This is a genomic window from Paraburkholderia sp. BL17N1, from assembly GCF_003634175.1.
Classification (GTDB): domain Bacteria; phylum Pseudomonadota; class Gammaproteobacteria; order Burkholderiales; family Burkholderiaceae; genus Paraburkholderia.
Genome location: NZ_RBIW01000001.1, coordinates 3,169,328 through 3,188,377, shown reverse-complemented (window position 1 = coordinate 3,188,377; position 19,050 = coordinate 3,169,328). Strand labels below are relative to the sequence as shown.

At 60.5% G+C, this 19,050-nt stretch carries 21 protein-coding genes; 11 read left to right on the top strand and 10 right to left on the bottom strand.

The annotated features are described in order from the left end of the window. Positions 1-173: 173 nt before the first annotated feature. The 5 genes from B0G82_RS14410 (at position 174) to B0G82_RS14390 (ending at position 3,152) form a co-directional block, all read left to right on the top strand. Positions 174-524 carry a MarR family transcriptional regulator gene (locus tag B0G82_RS14410; RefSeq protein ID WP_241974581.1) on the top strand — a complete coding sequence of 117 codons (351 nt, stop codon included), beginning with the start codon at positions 174-176 and terminating at the stop codon, positions 522-524. Positions 525-578: 54 nt separating this feature from the next. Continuing rightward, positions 579-995, top strand: a complete 417-nt coding sequence (locus tag B0G82_RS14405) for a DUF1398 family protein (RefSeq protein ID WP_121307745.1) — start codon at positions 579-581, stop codon at positions 993-995. A 19-nt stretch (positions 996-1,014) separates the two neighbouring features. Next, positions 1,015-1,176, top strand: coding sequence for a hypothetical protein (locus tag B0G82_RS39700; protein WP_158608144.1), 162 nt, complete (start codon positions 1,015-1,017; stop codon positions 1,174-1,176). Positions 1,177-1,218: 42 nt separating this feature from the next. Beyond that, positions 1,219-1,770: a hypothetical protein gene (locus B0G82_RS14400; RefSeq protein WP_121307744.1), complete on the top strand. Its 552-nt coding sequence runs from the start codon at positions 1,219-1,221 to the stop codon at positions 1,768-1,770. 1,055 nt (positions 1,771-2,825) lie between these two features. After that, positions 2,826-3,152 carry a hypothetical protein gene (locus B0G82_RS14390; protein ID WP_147439485.1) on the top strand — a complete coding sequence of 109 codons (327 nt, stop codon included), beginning with the start codon at positions 2,826-2,828 and terminating at the stop codon, positions 3,150-3,152. Between the two features lie 277 nt (positions 3,153-3,429). On the opposite strand, the gene yghU is transcribed toward B0G82_RS14390, so the two are convergent. The 4 genes from yghU to B0G82_RS14370 all read right to left on the bottom strand — a co-directional run bounded on the left by yghU (position 3,430) and on the right by B0G82_RS14370 (position 6,677). After that, complete coding sequence (gene yghU / locus B0G82_RS14385; RefSeq protein ID WP_121307741.1) at positions 3,430-4,296, bottom strand: glutathione-dependent disulfide-bond oxidoreductase; 867 nt, start codon at positions 4,294-4,296, stop codon at positions 3,430-3,432. Positions 4,297-4,324: 28 nt separating this feature from the next. Then, the gene (locus tag B0G82_RS14380; protein WP_121307740.1) at positions 4,325-5,029 is read right to left on the bottom strand and encodes a glutathione S-transferase N-terminal domain-containing protein; all 705 of its coding nucleotides are present in this window, start codon (positions 5,027-5,029) and stop codon (positions 4,325-4,327) included. A 28-nt stretch (positions 5,030-5,057) separates the two neighbouring features. Next, positions 5,058-5,945 (bottom strand): DMT family transporter, encoded by an 888-nt coding sequence (locus B0G82_RS14375; protein ID WP_241974580.1) that lies wholly within the window; start codon positions 5,943-5,945, stop codon positions 5,058-5,060. A gap of 78 nt (positions 5,946-6,023) precedes the next feature. Beyond that, entirely contained in the window at positions 6,024-6,677 is a 654-nt protein-coding gene (locus B0G82_RS14370; RefSeq protein ID WP_121307738.1) for a peroxiredoxin-like family protein, read from the bottom strand. A gap of 154 nt (positions 6,678-6,831) precedes the next feature. On the opposite strand from B0G82_RS14370, the gene B0G82_RS14365 reads away from it, so the two are divergent. Continuing rightward, positions 6,832-7,422: a TetR/AcrR family transcriptional regulator gene (locus tag B0G82_RS14365; protein ID WP_121307737.1), complete on the top strand. Its 591-nt coding sequence runs from the start codon at positions 6,832-6,834 to the stop codon at positions 7,420-7,422. 188 nt (positions 7,423-7,610) lie between these two features. On the opposite strand, the gene B0G82_RS14360 is transcribed toward B0G82_RS14365, so the two are convergent. Next, positions 7,611-9,701: an NAD(P)/FAD-dependent oxidoreductase gene (locus B0G82_RS14360; RefSeq protein WP_121307736.1), complete on the bottom strand. Its 2,091-nt coding sequence runs from the start codon at positions 9,699-9,701 to the stop codon at positions 7,611-7,613. Positions 9,702-10,321: 620 nt separating this feature from the next. Here B0G82_RS14360 and B0G82_RS14355 point away from each other — a divergent pair. From B0G82_RS14355 to B0G82_RS14350, 3 genes are all read left to right on the top strand, one after another. Further along, complete coding sequence (locus B0G82_RS14355; protein WP_121307735.1) at positions 10,322-10,633, top strand: DUF2282 domain-containing protein; 312 nt, start codon at positions 10,322-10,324, stop codon at positions 10,631-10,633. 31 nt (positions 10,634-10,664) lie between these two features. Then, positions 10,665-10,949, top strand: coding sequence for a DUF692 family multinuclear iron-containing protein (locus tag B0G82_RS41210; RefSeq protein ID WP_347237217.1), 285 nt, complete (start codon positions 10,665-10,667; stop codon positions 10,947-10,949). A gap of 203 nt (positions 10,950-11,152) precedes the next feature. Beyond that, entirely contained in the window at positions 11,153-11,656 is a 504-nt protein-coding gene (locus B0G82_RS14350; protein ID WP_121307734.1) for a DoxX family protein, read from the top strand. 93 nt (positions 11,657-11,749) lie between these two features. On the opposite strand, the gene B0G82_RS14345 is transcribed toward B0G82_RS14350, so the two are convergent. The 5 genes from B0G82_RS14345 to B0G82_RS14325 form a co-directional block, all read right to left on the bottom strand. Further along, a complete protein-coding gene (locus B0G82_RS14345) occupies positions 11,750-12,634 on the bottom strand; it encodes a patatin-like phospholipase family protein (RefSeq protein WP_121307733.1) in 885 nt (294 codons plus the stop codon). Positions 12,635-12,947: 313 nt separating this feature from the next. After that, positions 12,948-13,196, bottom strand: coding sequence for a DUF4148 domain-containing protein (locus B0G82_RS14340; protein WP_121307732.1), 249 nt, complete (start codon positions 13,194-13,196; stop codon positions 12,948-12,950). A 249-nt stretch (positions 13,197-13,445) separates the two neighbouring features. Further along, entirely contained in the window at positions 13,446-14,087 is a 642-nt protein-coding gene (locus tag B0G82_RS14335) for a DUF1109 domain-containing protein (RefSeq protein ID WP_121307731.1), read from the bottom strand. Further along, on the bottom strand, positions 14,084-14,656 hold the full coding sequence (locus B0G82_RS14330; protein ID WP_121307730.1) for a sigma-70 family RNA polymerase sigma factor: 573 nt from the start codon (positions 14,654-14,656) through the stop codon (positions 14,084-14,086). The genes B0G82_RS14335 and B0G82_RS14330 overlap by 4 nt, the downstream gene beginning before the upstream one ends. Positions 14,657-14,754: 98 nt before the next feature. Next, positions 14,755-15,435 (bottom strand): peroxiredoxin-like family protein, encoded by a 681-nt coding sequence (locus tag B0G82_RS14325; RefSeq protein ID WP_121307729.1) that lies wholly within the window; start codon positions 15,433-15,435, stop codon positions 14,755-14,757. A gap of 535 nt (positions 15,436-15,970) precedes the next feature. Between B0G82_RS14325 and B0G82_RS14320 the strand changes: the two genes are divergently transcribed. Then, a complete protein-coding gene (locus B0G82_RS14320; RefSeq protein ID WP_121307728.1) occupies positions 15,971-16,663 on the top strand; it encodes a DUF1223 domain-containing protein in 693 nt (230 codons plus the stop codon). Positions 16,664-16,695: 32 nt separating this feature from the next. Further along, entirely contained in the window at positions 16,696-18,843 is a 2,148-nt protein-coding gene (locus B0G82_RS14315; RefSeq protein WP_147439483.1) for a protein-disulfide reductase DsbD domain-containing protein, read from the top strand. Positions 18,844-19,050: the final 207 nt, after the last annotated feature.

The window sequence follows — 19,050 nt, the reverse complement described above, 5'->3', positions numbered from 1 at the left end:
TTCCACGGAAATCATAATGGTTTCCATGGAACCTATTCGAAAGGACATTTGCCGTGCCGCGCGCGACTTCGATACAACCTGCGCCCGTTCTCCAAACACATTTGGGCTACTGGGTGAGACTCGTTTCCAATCATGTATCCGGCGCGTTCGCTCGCGAATTGCAGGAGCGTGGCTTGTCGGTCGCCGAATGGGTCGCACTGAATCAAATCTCGCAGGCGGCAGTTTCGACTCCCGCTGGCCTCGCCGACGCAATGGACATGACCCGCGGGGCCATCTCAAAGGTGCTCGACAAATTGCAATCCAAGGGATTGATTTCGAGGGCGGCGAGTCAAGAAGACAACCGCGTCCAACTACTTGCGCTGACTCAACAGGGCAAGCGGGCGTTGCCAGAACTAACGACCATCGCCGACGGCAACGATGAGCATTTTTTCGGCGCTCTGGGTGCGAATGAACGCGCTACGCTTCGAAAGTTACTGAAGAAGCTGGCCGATACTCATCAAATGCACAACATCCCCGTGGATTGAGGTACGACAGTCTCCACACCAAACGCAGCAGCATTTCCATAGTGAGGAATAGCAGTGAGCAAAGCGATAGAAAATCTGAAGGCTGCGCAGCAACGTGCGATGACCAACCGCCCGAAAGTGGGTGGATTTCCTTACTTGGCTGACACGCTTCGGCGAGCGGGGGTGACGCGTAATGTGTGGTTCCTGCCTGCGTGCGAGAGCCTGTACCTCACAGAGGATGGGCCGGTCGTCGTGCAGGGCGCACCGCTTGTGTCGGGTGCCGTTGATGTGCCGCCGTTCGACCAGCCGGCTCTCGTGACCGCTCTGCGGGTCGATCAGGCAGGAGAGAGCTCATTTCCAGAGTTTCTGGCGGCGTCGTGGCATGCGGGCGTTGTCCGTTATGAGGTCGACCTGTTGGAACGCACTGTCACGTACTACGGGTGCCGGAATGAAGAATACGTTGAGGAATATCCCGCTCTGGAAGGCCGATAGCCGTGAAGACTGATTGACCGTGGGAACCTTCGAAATCAACATCCTTTCCGCTGGAAGTATTCGCCTGGCGATCCCGTTGTTGTTCGACGCGCTGCATCTCTCGGCGCAGCCGCTCGCAACGGTCGAAATTACTCACCGTGGACCGAGCGGTTTTCATGCTAACGAGATCGCGGCGAGATAACTCACGCTGGCGTGTAGACGACTGGACACTCTGGAGTTGGAGATGAAGCTTCTTTTGCCGTTTGCCCCGTTTATCGCTTTCGCGGTGGTCGAGCATCTGGCCGGTGTACCGGCGGCGGGACTCGCAGTCGGCACGATCCTGGCAGTCGCCCTTCTGGTGCGCGATGTGGTGACGCCGGGCCGCCGCATCAAGCTGCTGGAGATTGGCACGACGCTGCTGTTTGGCGCACTTGCAGTCTATGCGTTCACCAAGAATGTGCAATGGTCAATCGCCGCGGTGCGGCTGCGCGTCGATGCGGGGCTGATGCTGATCGTGCTGGCGTCAATCGCGTTGCGGCAGCCGTTCACGCTGCAGTACGCGCGTGAGGCCGTCGACCGCGAGCATTGGGAAAGCCCGCAATTCGTGCGCGTCAACTATGTCATCAGCACGGTGTGGGCCGTCGTGTTCGGCATCTTGGTGCTTGCTGACATCGTGATGGCTTACGTCCCGGCACTGCCACATTCGACGGGTATCGTCGCGACTGTCGCGGCGCTCTATGCAGCCGTGAAGTTTACGTCGTGGTATCCCGAACAGCCGGCAGCAAAGCGAGCCTGAATCGACGGGCTGCGTTGCGACGCCGGAGGCCGCCTGTTGTCCATCCGGATGATCGCGTGCACGTCCACTGTGTGGTACAGATCGCCGCACGCCATAGAACATGACTTGAATCTGAAGTGGCGCCCTCTGATTAATATTTGCCAGCGCGGAGCTCCTGTCCACGCCTTGCAAACTCACACAGCCAGGGAAGAATGCCATGCTTAAGAATTTCACACGGACGTGCACCCTACGGACTGCAATCAGCCTGCTGGGCCTGCTAATCATGCATCCAGCGTTTGCTGATGGCCCGTCAACTTATGACGATTGCATGCTCCTTGGCTTGCGCGACGCCCGCAGTCAGGTCGCATCGAACTATATACAGCGCTCGTGTTACGCCCTGTATCGGAATGGCGAAATGCTACTGCCGCGGGAGAAGGCGTACTACGAGTGCATTCTGGACAACATGCCGGGTGCCTGGGTGCCGTCCACGATAATGCAGATCAATGCGATCTGCTCCCGGCGGAGCCAGTTGTAACGCCATCTGATGAACACACGGCTCGTGCCGGATGAATTCACATTGAGGTCTGTGCGCACATGTTCCACGGCAATAGTGTCGCGGAGTAGTTCGCGATGCTCGTCAATAGCAACTTCACGACCAGCCGGACGAGATGCCGATATGGATCGATATCCCTGGATGTTGCAGACCGATCCACTGAGTAAGGGTTTGCCTCGGCATGCGCGCAGGCAAGATCCGCAGACAGTTAGCCCTTGCATGCAACGACGAACAGTCTGATCTCGTTTTCGCCGATGTCGTTCAAGGTCGGCCAAGCGCCATTCTCATGTGACAACGCAACCTTTGCCGCGACCAATTCGAATATTGAAGGGCTTTGACTAGAGGCAAAGCCGACTCAGGGGTGTCCGTTGCTCAGCATTTCCGACGACCGTTTGTGGCCGAATTCTGTCCGACGACGCTCGGCGGGAGTCGGCCCCTTCCCGCGCTATGTTAAGCACTGCGGGAATAATGGCGAAAATTATCAATCTCTACCGCCATCCAATCAAGGGTCTCTACCGAGCCCTTGACGGAAATGGCCGTCAGCCACGGGCAAGGACTGTCCTTCGACCGCGCATTCGCGCTGGCGACGCGGCTGGATCCAGAGACCGGCACGCTAACCGTTCGTTATCGCGGTGAGCTTGTGCTTGAGGCGGCGACGACGAGTGCTGCGGGCCGCGAGGCGATCGAGGATTTCATGGCGGCTATCTGGGCGAAGCGACTGAAGACCGTCCCCGTCGAAACGCAGCTTTGGCACATAGAAGTGGACCCCTACCGGGCTGAGCCAACTCGATCCGCTTCGTTTGCGTATACGTATGCGACTCACAAGTTGACCCGATTGAAACCAGCTTAAATTCAATAACTCATGCGCTTCATTCGAGTCCTCTCCTGGGCAGTTTCGGATCGACCCTCTGAGACCAGGAAGGTCATGCCCGCATAGCGGGGGACCTGTACAAAGAGAAGAAGGATCAGGGCGCGATTGCGAGAGAGTTTAGTCAGCGCCGGCCAAACGTACCTGGGGCAACGATGCCGAAGATGACGGCGCCCGTAAGGATCTGCGTAAAGAAGATTTTGACGTTATTCATTTTTTGCAGCTCTCGGCCCACGCCGGATAATCGATATAGCCGCACTCATCCGTCCTTGTCCTGCGTCGCAGTCTCGAAATCGCTCGCGTCGTGCCGCTCGCGAAGCTGTCCGGACAGCTCGCCGCCCGTCCTGTTGACCACACGGCCGCGTCTCACGGCTGGCCGCGCGAGGAGCATGTCGGCCCAGCGTTGAACATTCGTATAGTCCTGCACGGACAGGAATTCCGCTGCCCCATATTGCCAGCCTTTGACAAGGCCGCCATACCACGGAAACACCGCCATGTCGGCAATGGTGTAATCGTCACCGGCAAGATACGCGTTGCCGGCGAGGCGCCGGTCCAGCACGTCGAGCTGGCGCTTCACCTCCATCGCGAAACGGTCGATCGCGTACTCGATCTTCGTTGGCGCATAAGCGTAGAAATGCCCGAAGCCGCCGCCCAGGTAGGGTGCGCTGCCCATCTGCCAGAACAGCCAGTTCAGTGTCTCGGTACGGGTCTCGACGTCTTTCGGAAGAAACGCCCCGAACTTCTCGGCCAGATAGAGCAGGATCGAGCCTGATTCAAACACGCGGACCGGCTTCGACCCACTGCGATCCAGCAGCGCGGGGATCTTCGAGTTCGGATTGATGTCCACGAAGCCGCTGCCGAACTGTTCGCCCTCGCCGATCCTGATCAGCCATGCGTCGTACTCGGCGCCGGAATAGCCGGCCGCGAGCAGTTCCTCCAGCAGGATCGTTACCTTCACGCCATTGGGCGTGCCCAGCGAATAAAGCTGCAGCGGGTGCCGCCCGACCGGAAGCGCCTTCTCGTGCGTCGGCCCGGCGACCGGCCGGTTGATGTTGGCAAAGGTGCCGCCACTGGGTTTGTTCCAGGTCCAGACCTTCGGGGGAATATAGTCGAGTAAATCAGCCATGGGGCTCTCCGTAAGTCTCAGTGCCGGCTCACGCAGCCGCGGGATAGTTGGACGGGAAGAGCGCACGTCGGGTCTCCTCGTCGTTGACCTTCTTGAACTCGTGGTCCTTGCCGACGGCTCTGGCACTAGCCGCCGCGGGACGTGCATCGACCGTTTCGAACAGGCGCTTGAGATTCGGAAACGCCGCCAGCGGATCGTCGGCCCCTTTGAGCACGCGCGAGGCACGATCGAGCCATCCCCAAGCCGAGATATCCGCGATCGTATAGGTGTCGCCGACGATATGCGTCCGCCCTTCCAGATGGTCGTTCAGAACCTGGTAGTGACGCTCGGCCTCCCGTCGATAGCGGTTCACGGCATAGTCGAGTCCTTCGGGTGCGGCGAACTGGAAGTGCACGGCCTGACCCGAGAACGGGCCGAGACCGGAGGCGAGGAACAGGAGCCACGAAAGCAGCTCAGGCCTGTCCTGCGGGGAACCGAGCAGCTTGCCGGTTTTCTCCGCCAGATAGAGCAGGATCGCCGTGGAGTCGAAGACGCGCGCTTCCTCGCCCCCCGGCCCTTCCGTGTCGACAATGGCGGGCACCTTGCCGTTGGGGTTGATCGCACGGAACTGCGGTGTGTGCTGTTCACCCTTGCTAGTATCGACGGGGATCGCCTCGTAAGGAAGGCCCGTCTCTTCAAGGAGAAGCGCGACCTTGGCCGGGTTTGGCGTGGGGTGGAAGTAAAAACGGATCATGGCGGTGCCCTCCGGGTTAAGAATGGGTTCATACACGGTTGGTCGATACACGGCGCGCCGGCGCGTGCCTGGAAGCGAGCAGCACACCGAGAACGATAATGACGATCGACATCCCTTCGGCCGGCGACGGCGTTTCGCCGAGGAAAGGTATGGCGAGGAGCGAGGCAGCAGCAGGAAGCAGCGCAATGACGGCGGTCGCAGCCGACGGACCGAGCAGCGAAACGGCGCGGTTATAGCTGATGAGCGCGACCCCGCTCATCAGCACGCCTTGATAGAGAGCCTGCAAGGCAATCTCGCCTGGGGAGGCAAGGCTGAAGCGGCTGAGACCGAAAAATGTATAGGCTGGAAGATAGAGCGCCGTCGACCAGACACATATCAGCGCGGCGGACTGGATCGGTGTCAGCCGGCTGCGGCGAAACAGCAGTGTATAGATGGCCCACATGGCGGCAGCGACGACCAGCGCGACGATACCCAGGGCGTCTGGCGCGCCGTGGACCGCTGCGCCGGCGCGCACAAGGCAACCGAGTCCTGTGGCGATTACTCCGTAGCCAAACCAGCGTAACCGTCCCTGCGGCTCACGCAGGAAACCCCACGCGAACACACCAGCGAAGACTGGCATCAACGTCGGTGCTACGGACGCGGCCTGAGCCGCCGACGTCAGTTTCAGTCCAAGCGCGACGACCAGCACGAAAGGCACGCCCCAGAGCACCGCGAATAACAGACCTTCGCCCCACGCGGCGGCAGACAGGCGGGAGCCCCGGCGCACGATGGCCGGGGCAAGAAGGACGGCGCCGATGCCGAAGCGAAGCGCGGCGATGTCCCAGATGCGAAGCTCACGGGTGACGCCAAACCGCGTCACGACGAACCAGCCCGAGAAGATCATCACCGTCAGCGCTGCCCAGGCAAACCCCGCCATGCGCACGCACGAGGCGCGTCGCTTCGCCCGCTCGGCCTCAACGGCCGCCTCGACCGGTAGCTTTCCGCTTGCCATCGTTCAGGCCAGTTGAAGCTCTTCGAGGGCGGCGAGGATCGCATCCGGTTCGAGCCGCGTGCGGTAATCGACCTCGATACTGGCGAGTGCGACGCGTCCATCCGGGGCAATCACATACGTGGCCGGAACCGGCAGTTCCCAGCTCTCGTCGCCATTGATCGCAGGCAGCGCCTTCTGGCTCGAGCGAAGTGCCTCACGCAGATCCGCAGACAACGCGTAAGCAAGCCCGAAGCGGCGTGCGACGGAATTGTTAACGTCGCTCAGGACATCGAAGGTTAGAGCGTTTGTCTGAACAGTGGTCAGCGAGCCGTCCGCAAGTTGTGGCGAGATTGCGACCAGCCGGGCGCCTAGCGTGGCCATCTCGGGAAGGATTGCCTGATAAGCCCGCAACTGGATATTGCAGTATGGACACCATCCGCCGCGATAAAACGTAACGACGACAGGCCCCCTCTGCAACAGAAGGGACAATGAGACAGGATTGCCGTGTACGTCCAGCAGTGAAAAGTCCGGCGCTTCGTCGCCGACTCCGACCGCGTGGTCAAGCGCAAAGCTGGCACGCAGCTCCTCGATCCTGGCTTCGTAAAGAGCGACGCGCCCCGCCGGCGCAGTGCGCGCAAACTCGGCCCTGAAGTTGTCCAGTTGCTCCTGCAGTTCCATGACTCTTTCCTCCTCCGTGCGACAACTCTGCAAGCCTGATGTGCCCAAGGCCTCATTAACGTCGCGTCTTTTCGTTTTAGAACGTGCATTCTATAATCACTCATCGCAGCGAAACTGGCAAGCGCGCTGTGCGATGACTTGACAGGTGACAGAGATGGCGAGACCCAGGGAATTTGATGAAGAGGCGGTGCTGGAGGCGACCATGCAGTGCTTCTGGAGATTTGGGTATGAGGCGACGTCGGTGAAAGACCTGACCGAAAGGACAGGTCTCACCGCGGCCAGCCTTTACAACGCGTATGGAGACAAGCGCGGGCTCTTCCAGGCAGCGCTTGATCGCTACGTGGACGAGAGCATTGGAAGGCGCATACAGCGCTGTGAAGCGCTCCCTCCCCTTGAGGCGATCCACGCGTTTTTCGAAGAGATCGTGCGCCGCTCGCTAAATGACCGCCAGCACAAGGGCTGCATGATCGTGAACTCGGCCATGGAGATGGCACCACACGACGCTGAATTCCAGAAAATCATCGCTGGCGTTCTTGTCCGTATCGAGGATTTTTTTCTAGGTTGCGTCATGGCAGGTCAGTCCGACGGAACCATCGCGCAATCACTGCGGGCAGACGTCCTCGCTCGGCATCTTCTTGGCGTTTTGATGGGCGTTCGCGTCCTGGCTCGTGTTCGTTCCGACAGAGTGCTGCTGGAAGGGGTGATTGCACCAGCGCTTGCCTTGTTGCAACCCCCAAACGGGTGAACTAGCGATCGCCGAAGTTCGATGTAGAGCGCCTCCCGCACCGTTTTTTATTCTGCCGTGTATGTCGTTGAATGCCCGTCACTAGACAGCGCCAGGAACTTCGGGTCAAACCCGGTAACTTGAGGGCATGACAAGAGGGACACGTAAGGCCTGCCCGACAGACGTGTCAGACCAGGAATTGAGCTTCATCAATTCATCATTTCGTCTCGCGCATCGCCTGTAATGAGCCGCGTGCTGCGCCGGTAGGTGAGATACGCCCAGAGCCAATCAAGAATGACGATGGCCCGGTTCCGTCCGCCGACCAGAAAGGCGATATGGGTTGCGCCCCAAAACCACCACGCGGGCTCCCCCCATACACAAAGCTTGCCGATCTCGGCAACGGCGGCCTGACGCCCGATCGTGGCCAGGCTGCCAAAGTGCCGATAGCGAAACGGCGGCGGCGGGCGCCGCCCCGCCACACTGGCCGCAATCACGCGAGCCACATATCGGCCCTGCTGTTTGGCCGCCGGCGCGAGACCAGGAACAACTGCTCCGCCCCATCCCAGAGAAGATGCCGTGTCGCCGATCGCATAGATCCGTTGCAGGTCAGGCACGGACAGGTCGGCTGCCACGGCAAGCCGCCCCGACTGATCAGCGGTCCGGTTCAACCATTGGGCCGCGGGCGACGCAGCAACACCCGCCGCCCATAGAACGGTACGGGCGGCGATGCGCTGCCCGCCAATGTCGACACCCTCGCTGTCCACGCCCAGTACCCGGGTGTCGAGCCGGACATCGACCCCGAGCGCTCGCAGTGAGCGTTCTGCTGCGCCCGATAGCGTAGCGGCGAAAGTGGGCAGAATGCGCGGACCCGACTGCAACAGGATAACGCGAGCGACGGCCGGATCGATCATGCGGTATTCCTCGGCCATCCCGTGCCGGGCCAGTTCGGCGATGGCTCCCGCCAGTTCGATGCCGGTGGGACCGCCGCCGACGATCACGAAAGTCAGCCACGCGGCACGCTCGGTCTCGCTGGCCGCGCTTTCGGCTTCCTCGAACGCCCGCAGGAGGCGGCTGCGCACGGCGGTCGCATCTTCGATACTCTTGAGTCCCGGTGCAAAAGGCGCCCAACTGTCCTTGCCAAAATAGCTGTGACGAGCGCCCGTCGCCAGCACCAGATAGTCAAATTTCATGGGTAACACGCCGATGTGTACCTCGCGAGCGACCGCATCCACTCCCGTCACCTGCCCTAGCCTGACCTGAACGTTGCGCTGACGCCGGAACAGGCTGCGGATCGGCGTGGCGATCTCCGCCGGCGACAGCGCGGCCGTGGCCACCTGGTAGAGTAGCGGCTGAAACAGATGATGGTTGCGCTGGTCGATCAGCGTGACCCGACAGCGCGCATTGCGCAATCCCTGCGCGGCTGCGACGCCGCCAAAGCCGCCCCCGACCACGACGACATGTGGCAGATCCTCCGGGGCGGAATCGTCTTCCTGCAACGCATTGGCCGTCCACCGCTCAAACAGCCAATCGAGGGAGAACATGCCACCGCCCGCGGCCACGAGCACAGCAAGCAGAAGCAGGACTGCCAGCCGATCGTCCATCGACATGGCGATACCAGCCACTGGCACCATCACCGCTATGAACAGCGCGGCAAACCGCGTCGCACAGCCAAGCACCAGCGCCAGCGCGAGCGCCGCCGCACACCACGCTGGATGGACAAGAGATGTCGCAGCGGCGCCCAACATCCCTCCCTGCCACCAAGCACCGAATGGCAATACGAAGTTAACGAGTGAAGCGGCAAGCCCAACACGTATGACAAACTGCAGAAGCGGGCCCAGGTGACGTTCGAGCCAGACGTAAAGCTCACGCGTGAGCCTTACTGGGCGAAATGGGATCCACGACAAACCGCGCCCCAGAAGATTGTCCAGCGACATGGCCCCCGCCCCGCTTACGATGAACCATGAAAGGAGCGCGAGTTTGGCTCCCTGTGCGCCCACCGCGAGCGCGCCGTGACTGTCCGCAATTGTCTCGATGAGCAGCACCAGCGCAACAGGACGAGTCAGCAGCCCCAAGGTAAGCAGCAACGGCACTACACTGTGCAGCGCCGCATCGAGCCCGGACGGGACGTGCAGGCCGCCGGAAAACAGCCCCCCGTGAGGGCCTTCTGCCATCGTCATGATCTGGTGCACGAGGACGACCTGCCCAAACCAGATCCGGGCAAGCAACAGCAACCAGGGCATGCATAGCAGGCGCAGCGCGAGGCCGAAACCGCAGGCACGTTTAAGGGTCTTTCGTAGCATAGGGATAAATCGTCCAACTATCCATGAACGGTTCGGAGTTCCACTGCGGCCAGGGAGCGGACCGCCGCGCCGATGCATGGGGTAACGTATTGGCTCAGGACGGCAAGTCAGCCGTAGCGCCTGCCCGTGTCTGGCTGCCCGCAAGATGTCAACGGCTCTCCGAAACCATACCGTCCACATCCGACTGATAGTTCGTCTCCGGCGGTCGCACGGTTACGGCGGTCGAAGAATCTTCTTCGCCGCTCAGATGCCAGGCTGGAGGAAACATTGGATGTGCGCAATCGTCCTTTTCGTTTAGCAATACAAAATAATCATGCAAAACTCAAGTCGTCCAATCTGTCCCGAACCCAAGGGGCACTCACGCGGTCCGTTCGTCCCCGACGACCGGAAACACTTCAGCGCGTCGAGCGTCGATAAAAAACGGCGGTGTGCTGTAACCGGCTGGCAACCGGCAGCGAACTACTGCAAGCGGTTTGGCCACGGCGCTTCTGGCAGACGTCATCGCTCCAACAGGTCGAAAGCAAAAAAAGCGATTCCCCTGTAACCAGACATCTACAGCCCACGAATTAGATCACGTATCCATCACGGGTACCTTCCATCCCAACTACTGGAGAAATTCAATGTCCACAAAGATCACGGTCGGTTCCACCCTGCTCGCCGGCGTTGTCGCGAGCCTGCTTGCATCAGTCGCCCACGCAGCACCGCTTACGCCGGCCGAAGGAGCCGCTGCCGTCGCCGCACACAAGGAGAAGTGCTACGGCGTTGCCCTGAAGGGGCAGAACGACTGCGCCGCCGGTCCCGGCACGACGTGTCAGGGCACATCCGCAATGGACTTCCAGGGTAACTCGTGGAAGTTCGTTCAGGGCGGCACGTGCACGAGTATCCAAGTGCCGGGTGGCGGCCACGGCTCGCTCACTCCGTTGAAGTCCTGATTCGGCGAGCGGCAAGAGGAACGGGGCGGCCATGGGCAATTCCACGATGACAACGGCAGTTAGCCAAACAGACCGCCCCCTTCACGCGACACCTGGCGCCCAAGGACTCGCCGGGACCCGTTTCAAGCATCAGCACCTGTCTGCGATCCTCGCGGGCGGACTGAGCAACGGATTCTTCGAGGTTCATCCGGAAGCCCATATGAGTGTCGGCGGACGGTCACATCGGACGCTTGCCGCGATCTGTGAGCACTATTTCCGCTCTACATTCACGGCGTCCGTATGTCGAATGGCGGCCACCCGGAAGATGCACGCGTGACGCGACCGGTGCAGGACGTGATGGTATCGCGCCGTCCGGCCGTTGATGCGACCTTCCTCATTAGTCTTCTCGACGGCGCATCGACAGGCGAAGCGGGCACGGCCGCGTGTCGGGAAGCCCCGTCCTTCGATCTCCACGCCAATCTGGGCAGGGATGATTCCAGCCGGCGTGTTTGCAGTCGTCCAACATGGAGATTCACAGAGATGTCGAACCTACAGAACGTAAAGCTGCCGCTTCCGGACGTAGTCATATCCGCGATTGGCACGGCGAGGCGGCTGATCCAGCAGTTCGCGCAGCCGTGGCTCGTTCAACTCGTCCTGCGGCTTGCTCTGGCTGTGCCGTTCTGGAAATCGGGTGTTCTCAAATGGCACGGCTTCCTTCAACTGAACGATACGGCGATCGACCTGTTCACGGACGAGTTCAAGTTGCACCTGCCGGGCGGTCCGTATCCGTTTCCTGCCCCAGCTGTTTTTGCGTTTCTGTCGGGCTGCGGCGAGGTGATCTTCCCGGTGCTGCTCGTGCTTGGCTTCGGAACCCGGTTCGCCGCAGCCGGCCTGATATTTATGACGTGCATCGTCGAGCTGACTGTACCGGACGGCTGGCCCATCCATCTAACCTGGTTGGCGATGGCACTGGCAATTGCGGCCTGGGGGCCGGGTCTGATATCGATTGACTATCTGCTTGGCGACAGGTCGCCCAGGTCGTGATCGGGCGCTTTCATGACGATGCACGACTGCGCGAGAGGGCGACGGAATCACGGCAACGATGCCACGGATGTTTAGCAATTCCGCTCGCTCTACTCAAGCATGCGCGTGGTCACGCAGCTCACCAGGGATGAATGCGCGCTCAAGACCGCCTTCGTTCAACCATGCACGCGTCTTCGCGGCTGCACGCTCAATCAGGCGGTCGCACTGCGTGTAGTCGTAGGGCGAGACATCGAGCGGACACAGTGGTGGAACAACAAAAATCTCCGCGCGGGAAGAGTAGGATTCCAGATCGCGCACAAGCTGACACGCAATGAGAAGTGTCAGCGCGTGTGTAGCCTGCGCGATGGCGTTACCGGGCGGCTTGTGTAGCGCGCAGGCAAATCCGGCCGGAAGCACGATGACGCGTGTCGCACCGAGTGAGATCGCCACGGAGATCGGCGTATTGTTGGCCACGCCACCATCGACCAGATCCAACCCGCCAATGCGCACGGGCGGAAACACACCGGGAATTGCAGCGCTCGCGAGAATGGCATCCACCAGCGGGCCGGATGAAAGGATAATTTCTTTGCCGCTTTGCATGTCCGTCGCAACGATGTGAAGCGGTATGGCCGCATGCTCTACCCGGGCAAACGACAAGTTCTTTTCCAGCAGCATGCGCAGTGGTGTGGCGTCGACAAGGTGGGAGCGGCGACGCAGCATCATCTCGAGCAATCCAAACATGGAGAGCGGCATGATGTCCCGCCGCCTGATCCGACACCACAGTAATTCAAGCATGGCGACGCCATCGCTGTCGGGCTGGCCAGCAAAATACGCCGCATTGATCGCACCGGCGGACGCGCCAATCACGCAACCCGGAAGCACACCATGATCGAGCAACTCGCGCAGCATGCCAACTTCGATCGCGCCGAGGCTGCCGCCGCCTGCGAACACAAAAGCGGTCAAGCTGGGCGGAGCGGACAAATTCGGATAAGTGGACATGTCTGCCTCCGTTGCCGTGTCATACCGGATCCGTTCTTCATGACCCACCGAGCGAATTCGCACCAAACGACGAGTGGCCCGATCGGGCCTGCGTCGCCCGGATCGAGCCTGCTGCCTGACGTCCGCTTACCGGAATTTCATATTTTCGCCGATACACTTAGGATAGCTATATACCGTACATGATCTATTCCGGGTGGATCTGATTTATTCGCACTACGCCGCGCCTGGCGTCCGGAGCTTTCGTGCCCGTATTACTACCGCGAACGCATTGAACCAAGACGATCACTTTGCCTTGCTATTCCCTGCCCTTCGTTTAGTGCCGGGTGAAATTCGGTGTGCCTCCAGGCCCATAGGGATCGGGATTGCCGAAACGCGGAATGGTACCGTTCATGCGAGCGCGGATCAGTTCCTCACGCACCTGCTCACGAGTCTTCGGACCTTGATTCGATCCTGCTGCCGTTGAGTTTGCGTCAAGGGGTTGCAAAGACTGCGCGCTCGCCAGCGCCGAGATGCCGAGAGATGCCACGGCAATGATCATCACCAACTTGTTCACTTTCATCATTACTCTCCCAAAGGAGATGGGTCGACCTGTCCAAATTCCAACCCGTCCTGGCGCTCCGGATAGTCGGGAGTGCCTGACGCCGGTGGCTCAAGCACAGGCTTATGCCTGCACTTCATAAGGTATTTCGCCTATTTACCCGGATGGGTTACAGACCACACAAAAAATAAGGTTGGGGATCAGTTACACGCCGGCATCACGCACCTCTGCACAGCGCGGACTGAACACACTTCGACCTTCCAACGGTCCGACTCACCAGTTCAGCAACCGGGGCCCCAGCGCCACGCCGGCAAGCGTGGGGATCAGCATACCGAGGAGATACCAGACGGCCCAGAATGGCACGCCCATCTCGGGACAGTGGAAACAGTAAGCAACGGCAGCAGTCGCTCCTGCCAGCAGGCCGCCGGCGGCGCCGGCCAGCCTGGGACGGGTGGGCGCCAGAGCGCGCATCGCCCAGAATACCGTGATGAACACGGGCACTGAAAGCAACGCGATATTGCGCGGGCACACGCGCCAGGTATTGCCCATTACCAGGGGCAAGCGCGCGTCGGGAGGGGTTAACCACAACAGGATGAGCGTCGCAATCCAGACCGCGAGCGCGGGCGCAGCAAGCGCAGCCCACGCGCGCCCTACCGCCATTCCTGGCCTGGACAGTCTCGCCGTCACCAGTAACGCGGCAAGTGTGAGGCACAGGGGCAGCGCCAGCTTGATCCAGAACAGCGGCGTCTTTATTACCGCGTCGATATCGGGGCGAACGCCATAAGCGATTGCCATGAGCGCCGTGGAACCGGCACCGCCACACACCATGGCCCAGCTGAATCGCTTTGCCGACACGTTCCGATCGACAGCGGGTACCCCCGCGGCCAGCAGTGAAACAAGATCCTCTGTCTTCATGATGCGCCTTGAAACTTCAGTGCCAATGCTTTCAAACCGCGGTGCACGCCAACCTTGACCGCCGACTCCGACAGGCCGGTGAGCTTTGCGGTTTCTGTCACCGACAGCCCCTCCAGCTTTACGTGCAGAATCGGCAGGCGCTGTCGATCGGGCAATTGTTCGAGCAGCTTGCCCAGATCACGCCGCGCCTCCGCCGGTTCGGCATCGCAGGTGGCGAATATCTCGAGCTCGTCGTCCAGCGGCATGTGCAGAGCTTCCCGGCGCGATCGCGCGCGGAAAAAGTCCGCCAGCTTGTAGCGGGCGATGGCATGCACCCAGGCCGTCAACGGCTGGTCTGGACGGTAGGTATGGCGCCCATTATGCACTGCCATCAAAATCTCCTGAACCAGGTCCTCGATATCGTCTTGCAGATAAAAGAGACGCTTCCTCAGGAACCCGCGCAGATGTCCGGTCAGGTCGCCGAGAAATGCATGATAAGCCGCCGCGTCCCCATCCAGGCCACGTATGAACAGAGCCTTCAGTCGCTCTTCGACGGGACGCGCCGGTCCATTTTCAGTAGTTCGGTTCATTGCGGGTTCTGGTTACAGTTCGCGCGAAATAAGCCTTGTGAGAACATGTACGCGGTTCACGGGCAGAAGTTTTCTTCTGGATCTGTGGTGAGAACGTCTCACGTCCGGCCGCCAGCTGCAAGTCTGTCGAGAACCGGAAGCAGCTCGGCGGGGTCGGGACGTCTCGTGCAGTCCGGGCTCACCTCGGCGTAGGCGATGATGCCGTTCCTGTCGATGACGAACCTCGCCGGCATCGGCAGCGTCCACGAGGGGTCGTCGTTGAACGACGACAGGTCGACCCCGAACATGGTCAGGTACAACTCGACGAGATAGTCCGGCAACGCGACGCGCAGCCCATAGTCTGCCGAAAGCTCACCGCGTGGGTCTCCGAGTATCGGGAAACTGAGACGGTTCTCACGGATCGTCACGCGACTATTGACCCCGTTTTGCGGCGAAATCGCCATCAGGATCGCGCCACGCGCGACGATATCGGGAAGTGCCGCTTGCAGCGCCTGAAGATCCAGATTGCAGTATGGGCTCCATACGCCGCGATAGAACGTCAGCACCAACGGGCCATCGGCAATCAGCTTGCCCGCACTGACCGGCCGGTGATCCGGGTCCTTCAGGACAAAACGCGGTGCCACGTCGCCGACCCTTTTCGCTCGCCCTGCCAGGCCAGACTCGATGAGCTCGTCGGTCGCCCGCTGGAGCGTATCGACGACCGAACGATGCGTGTTGAAAGGAGGTCGCCCGGACTCGAATATCGCCTTGAAGGCATCGAGACGTTTCTGCAATGACATGACACGGTTCTCCGATTCGACGTGCGCCCACCGCTCGACTTAATTGGGTACGTCGATCGGCGAAACGGACACTTACCCTCCCCCCTTCAGTCGGTGCTCGGCGCGAAAGATGACACAAGATGCACCTGAATTTTTCCGCCATCCCGTTTTTCCGATAACGCGAGATAAATCGCGATAGGGCCAGATTTGCAGTGCCTTTCGGATCATTGGCGTCAGTCTGACGTGCACGCGTTGGCGAGAGGATCAACGCTCGCGAGGTTGAGCACGTGGCAGCCGGGCCAGAACTACACCTCCGCCATTGCCACAATTAGGCAACCTGACTGAACGTTTGTTTCAGGAAGGTGTAACCCGATCGAGGTCCGCGTCGAACTAGCATAGGGACAGCGTCAGCGAGCGCCAAGAGACAGGGTGATGCATCCTGCTCATGCTTTCACTTCAACGACACAGCTGGAGATGTGGGCGAAGCGATTCGTGCTGTCATATCACCTGCTCCACCGCGACCCATGCACCAATGATCCTCACCAGGAGTCGACTCATGCTATCCCGTCTGCTTGGTTTCATTTCACTGCTTGTGGCCCTCCCCGTCATCGCGGCAACGCCCCGACCCGTGGTTGTCGAACTGTTTACGTCCGAAGGATGTTCTTCCTGTCCGCCAGCCGACGCCTATCTGTCGGAGTTAAGTCAACAGCGAAGCGACATTCTCCCTTTGGCTTTCCACGTCACCTACTGGAACGGTCTGGGGTGGAAGGACCCGTTTTCCCTTGATATCGCCACCCAACGTCAGGCTGAATACGCTCGACGCTTCGGCGATGGCTCCTACACCCCTGAGATGGTCGTCGACGGAACAATCGGCTTCGTGGGTTCGGACCGCTCAACCGGCGAGGCCGCGATGCAGAAGGCTAAAGACGCCCATACAACGGCCATGCCGGTATCGGCCGTGCGCAAGGGCAACGTCATCACTGTTTCAGTCGGTGCCGGCTCCGGAAGCGCGCAGGTGATTCTGGTGGGTTATGACTTGCAGCACGTGACCTCAGTCGGGCGCGGTGAAAACGGCGGGCGGACGCTGAAAGAGTCGAACATCGTTCGTTCGTTTCAACCGATTGGCCAATGGACGGGCAAACCGGTGATGTTCGAGCCGCAGATACCCGCGGGTGAGAAGACCGCAATCCTGCTCGAAGCACCAGACGGACGTATTGTCGGCGCGGCCCGCGTGACAGATGAACCTTGAAGTGGCTTCGCTGCGTCCCGGATGGACTGCTCGTGAAAACCCGACGTACCTACCCGCTTTTCGATGAGGAGCAGGCGATGCCCCGATTTACTCGCATTGGCGCCTTCCTTGTCCTGGTCGCAACGCTTGTTCTCGCTCCATCGTTTGCGGCTCGGGCGGCGTCCTCGAGCTGGACTGGCGATCAGCGCGCCCGTGTACGCCTCATCACAGCAACCAACGGCGTACCGGGCAATACCTTGCAGATAGGTGTCGAGTTCCGGTATCCGGACGGGTGGCATGGTTACTGGCGCTCACCCGGCGACACCGGTATTGCGCCGATTTTCGACTGGTCCCGGTCCAGGAATGTCGCGTCAGCATCCGTGTCCTGGCCAGCGCCCTCCCGCCTTGTTATTTCAGGTCTGCAAAACAGTGTCTATACGGGAGATTTCATTCTGCCGGTGAGCCTTAAACTCGACCATCCGCACGAGGCCACCCGCATTGCGCTGGCGCTCGACTACGCGAGCTGCGCGAATGTCTGTGTGCCCGAACATGCGGAGCTGACGCTCACCTTGCCGCCGGGCACGGACGGACCGTCAAGCGAAGCCGCGGATATCGCGGCAGCGGTGCAAAGGGTGCCGCGGACGCCCAGCGAGGCTGGAGTCGGCGTGGTGCATAGCACACTGGAGCGAACCTCCACCGGCCGGCGCCTGAAAGTCGAACTACTTAGCGAGGGCATTCCGTTTCGGTCGCCCGACCTGTTCGTCGAAGGAGCCGAGGCCGGCCTCCCCGCAGCGCCGCAGGTACACCTTTCAAACCACGGGCACCGGGCCGCACTAGAAGTCGAACTGCCACCTGCCGGTGCAGCGAAAGACCCGTTGCGCCTGACCGTGGTGGACGGATCCAGAGCAGCCGAGTTCATGCCCGCACCAGTCGTCTCCACGGCAGACGACGATCACGGCATCGTCATCATTCTGGCCCTCGCACTCCTTGGCGGCCTGATTCTGAACTTCATGCCGTGCGTGTTACCCGTTCTTTCAATCAAGGTTTTCTCGGTGGCGAAAGCCGCAGGCTCCGAACGCCGAACGGCAAGGCAGATGGCTCTCGCGACGGCACTGGGAATTGTCGCGTCGTTTGGATTGCTTGCAGCCGTGCTGTCAGTGCTCAAACTCGCGGGGGCGTCACTGGGTTGGGGCATACAGTTTCAGCAACCATGGTTCCTCGCCAGCATGGCGGTCGTCACAACCCTGTTCGCGGCAAGTTTTTTCGACTGGCTCCCGATCGGTCTTCCGTCATTTCTTTCTGGCGGTGCGAGCGATGCGACCAATCGGGGCCCGCTTGTCGAGGCATTCGTCGGCGGGATGCTTTCCACGCTTCTTGCAACACCGTGCTCGGCTCCCCTCGTCGGCACTGTGGTCGGCTTTGCGTTGGCACGCAGCCCGGTCGAGATTACGGCGGTGCTTCTAGCACTTGGGGTAGGAATGGCACTCCCGTTCCTGACGTTGGCGCTCGCGCCGTCGCTCGCGACGCGGCTTCCGCGCCCCGGCCAGTGGATGATCCAGTTGCGCAGAATCATGGGCCTACTGCTGCTGACGACTTCGCTCTGGATGATCGCGTCGTTGTGGAATATCGCGGGTACGGCAGTCGCGTCATTCGTCAGTATCGTGCTGGTTGCCATGCTCGCCGTGCGGGCCGTCGTTACCAGATTGGGCCTCCCGCGGACCAACCGATGGTCAGGCGCAACGACTGCGCTCCTTGCGTGCTGCGCTATTGCCATTGCCTCGCTCACCCCTTCGGGCGCAGGAGACCGAAGCGTTCCACCGTCCGAATGGCAAGCGTTCGATCCGACTGCAATCAGGACACTGGTCGCCAGCGGCAAGACCGTGCTCGTCGACGTAACGGCAAGCTGGTGTCTCACCTGCAAGGTCAACGAACTGTCCGTTCTCGACACGGCTGCCGTGCGCACTCGGCTCAGACAGGACAATATCGTGCGCATGCGGGCCGACTGGAGCCGGTATAACCCCGGCGTGCTGGCCTACATTCAGGGTTTCGGTCGTTTCGGCATTCCGCTCGACGTCGTATATGGGCCTCGCATGCCCCAAGGGCAATTGCTACCGGAGCTCTTGCAAACTTCGACGCTCTTCCGTGCGCTCGACAACGCCACCCTCCCGCAAACGGCGAAGAGCCATTCATCGGCCGGTTGACCTGGTGCAACTTCTTCAGAAGCCTTCCAAACTTACGACAAATCAGTACGCCAGTTGGAAACCGCATCGCCATCGCAAATAAATAACCTTGTTTGTGCAACCTGAAGCACGTGTTGGACGAATTTAAAGGGCAACGTCGAACCGGCACGACACGTCGGCCGCATAAAACAAAATGGACAAGCCCAGATACACCAGAGGATGCCGAAG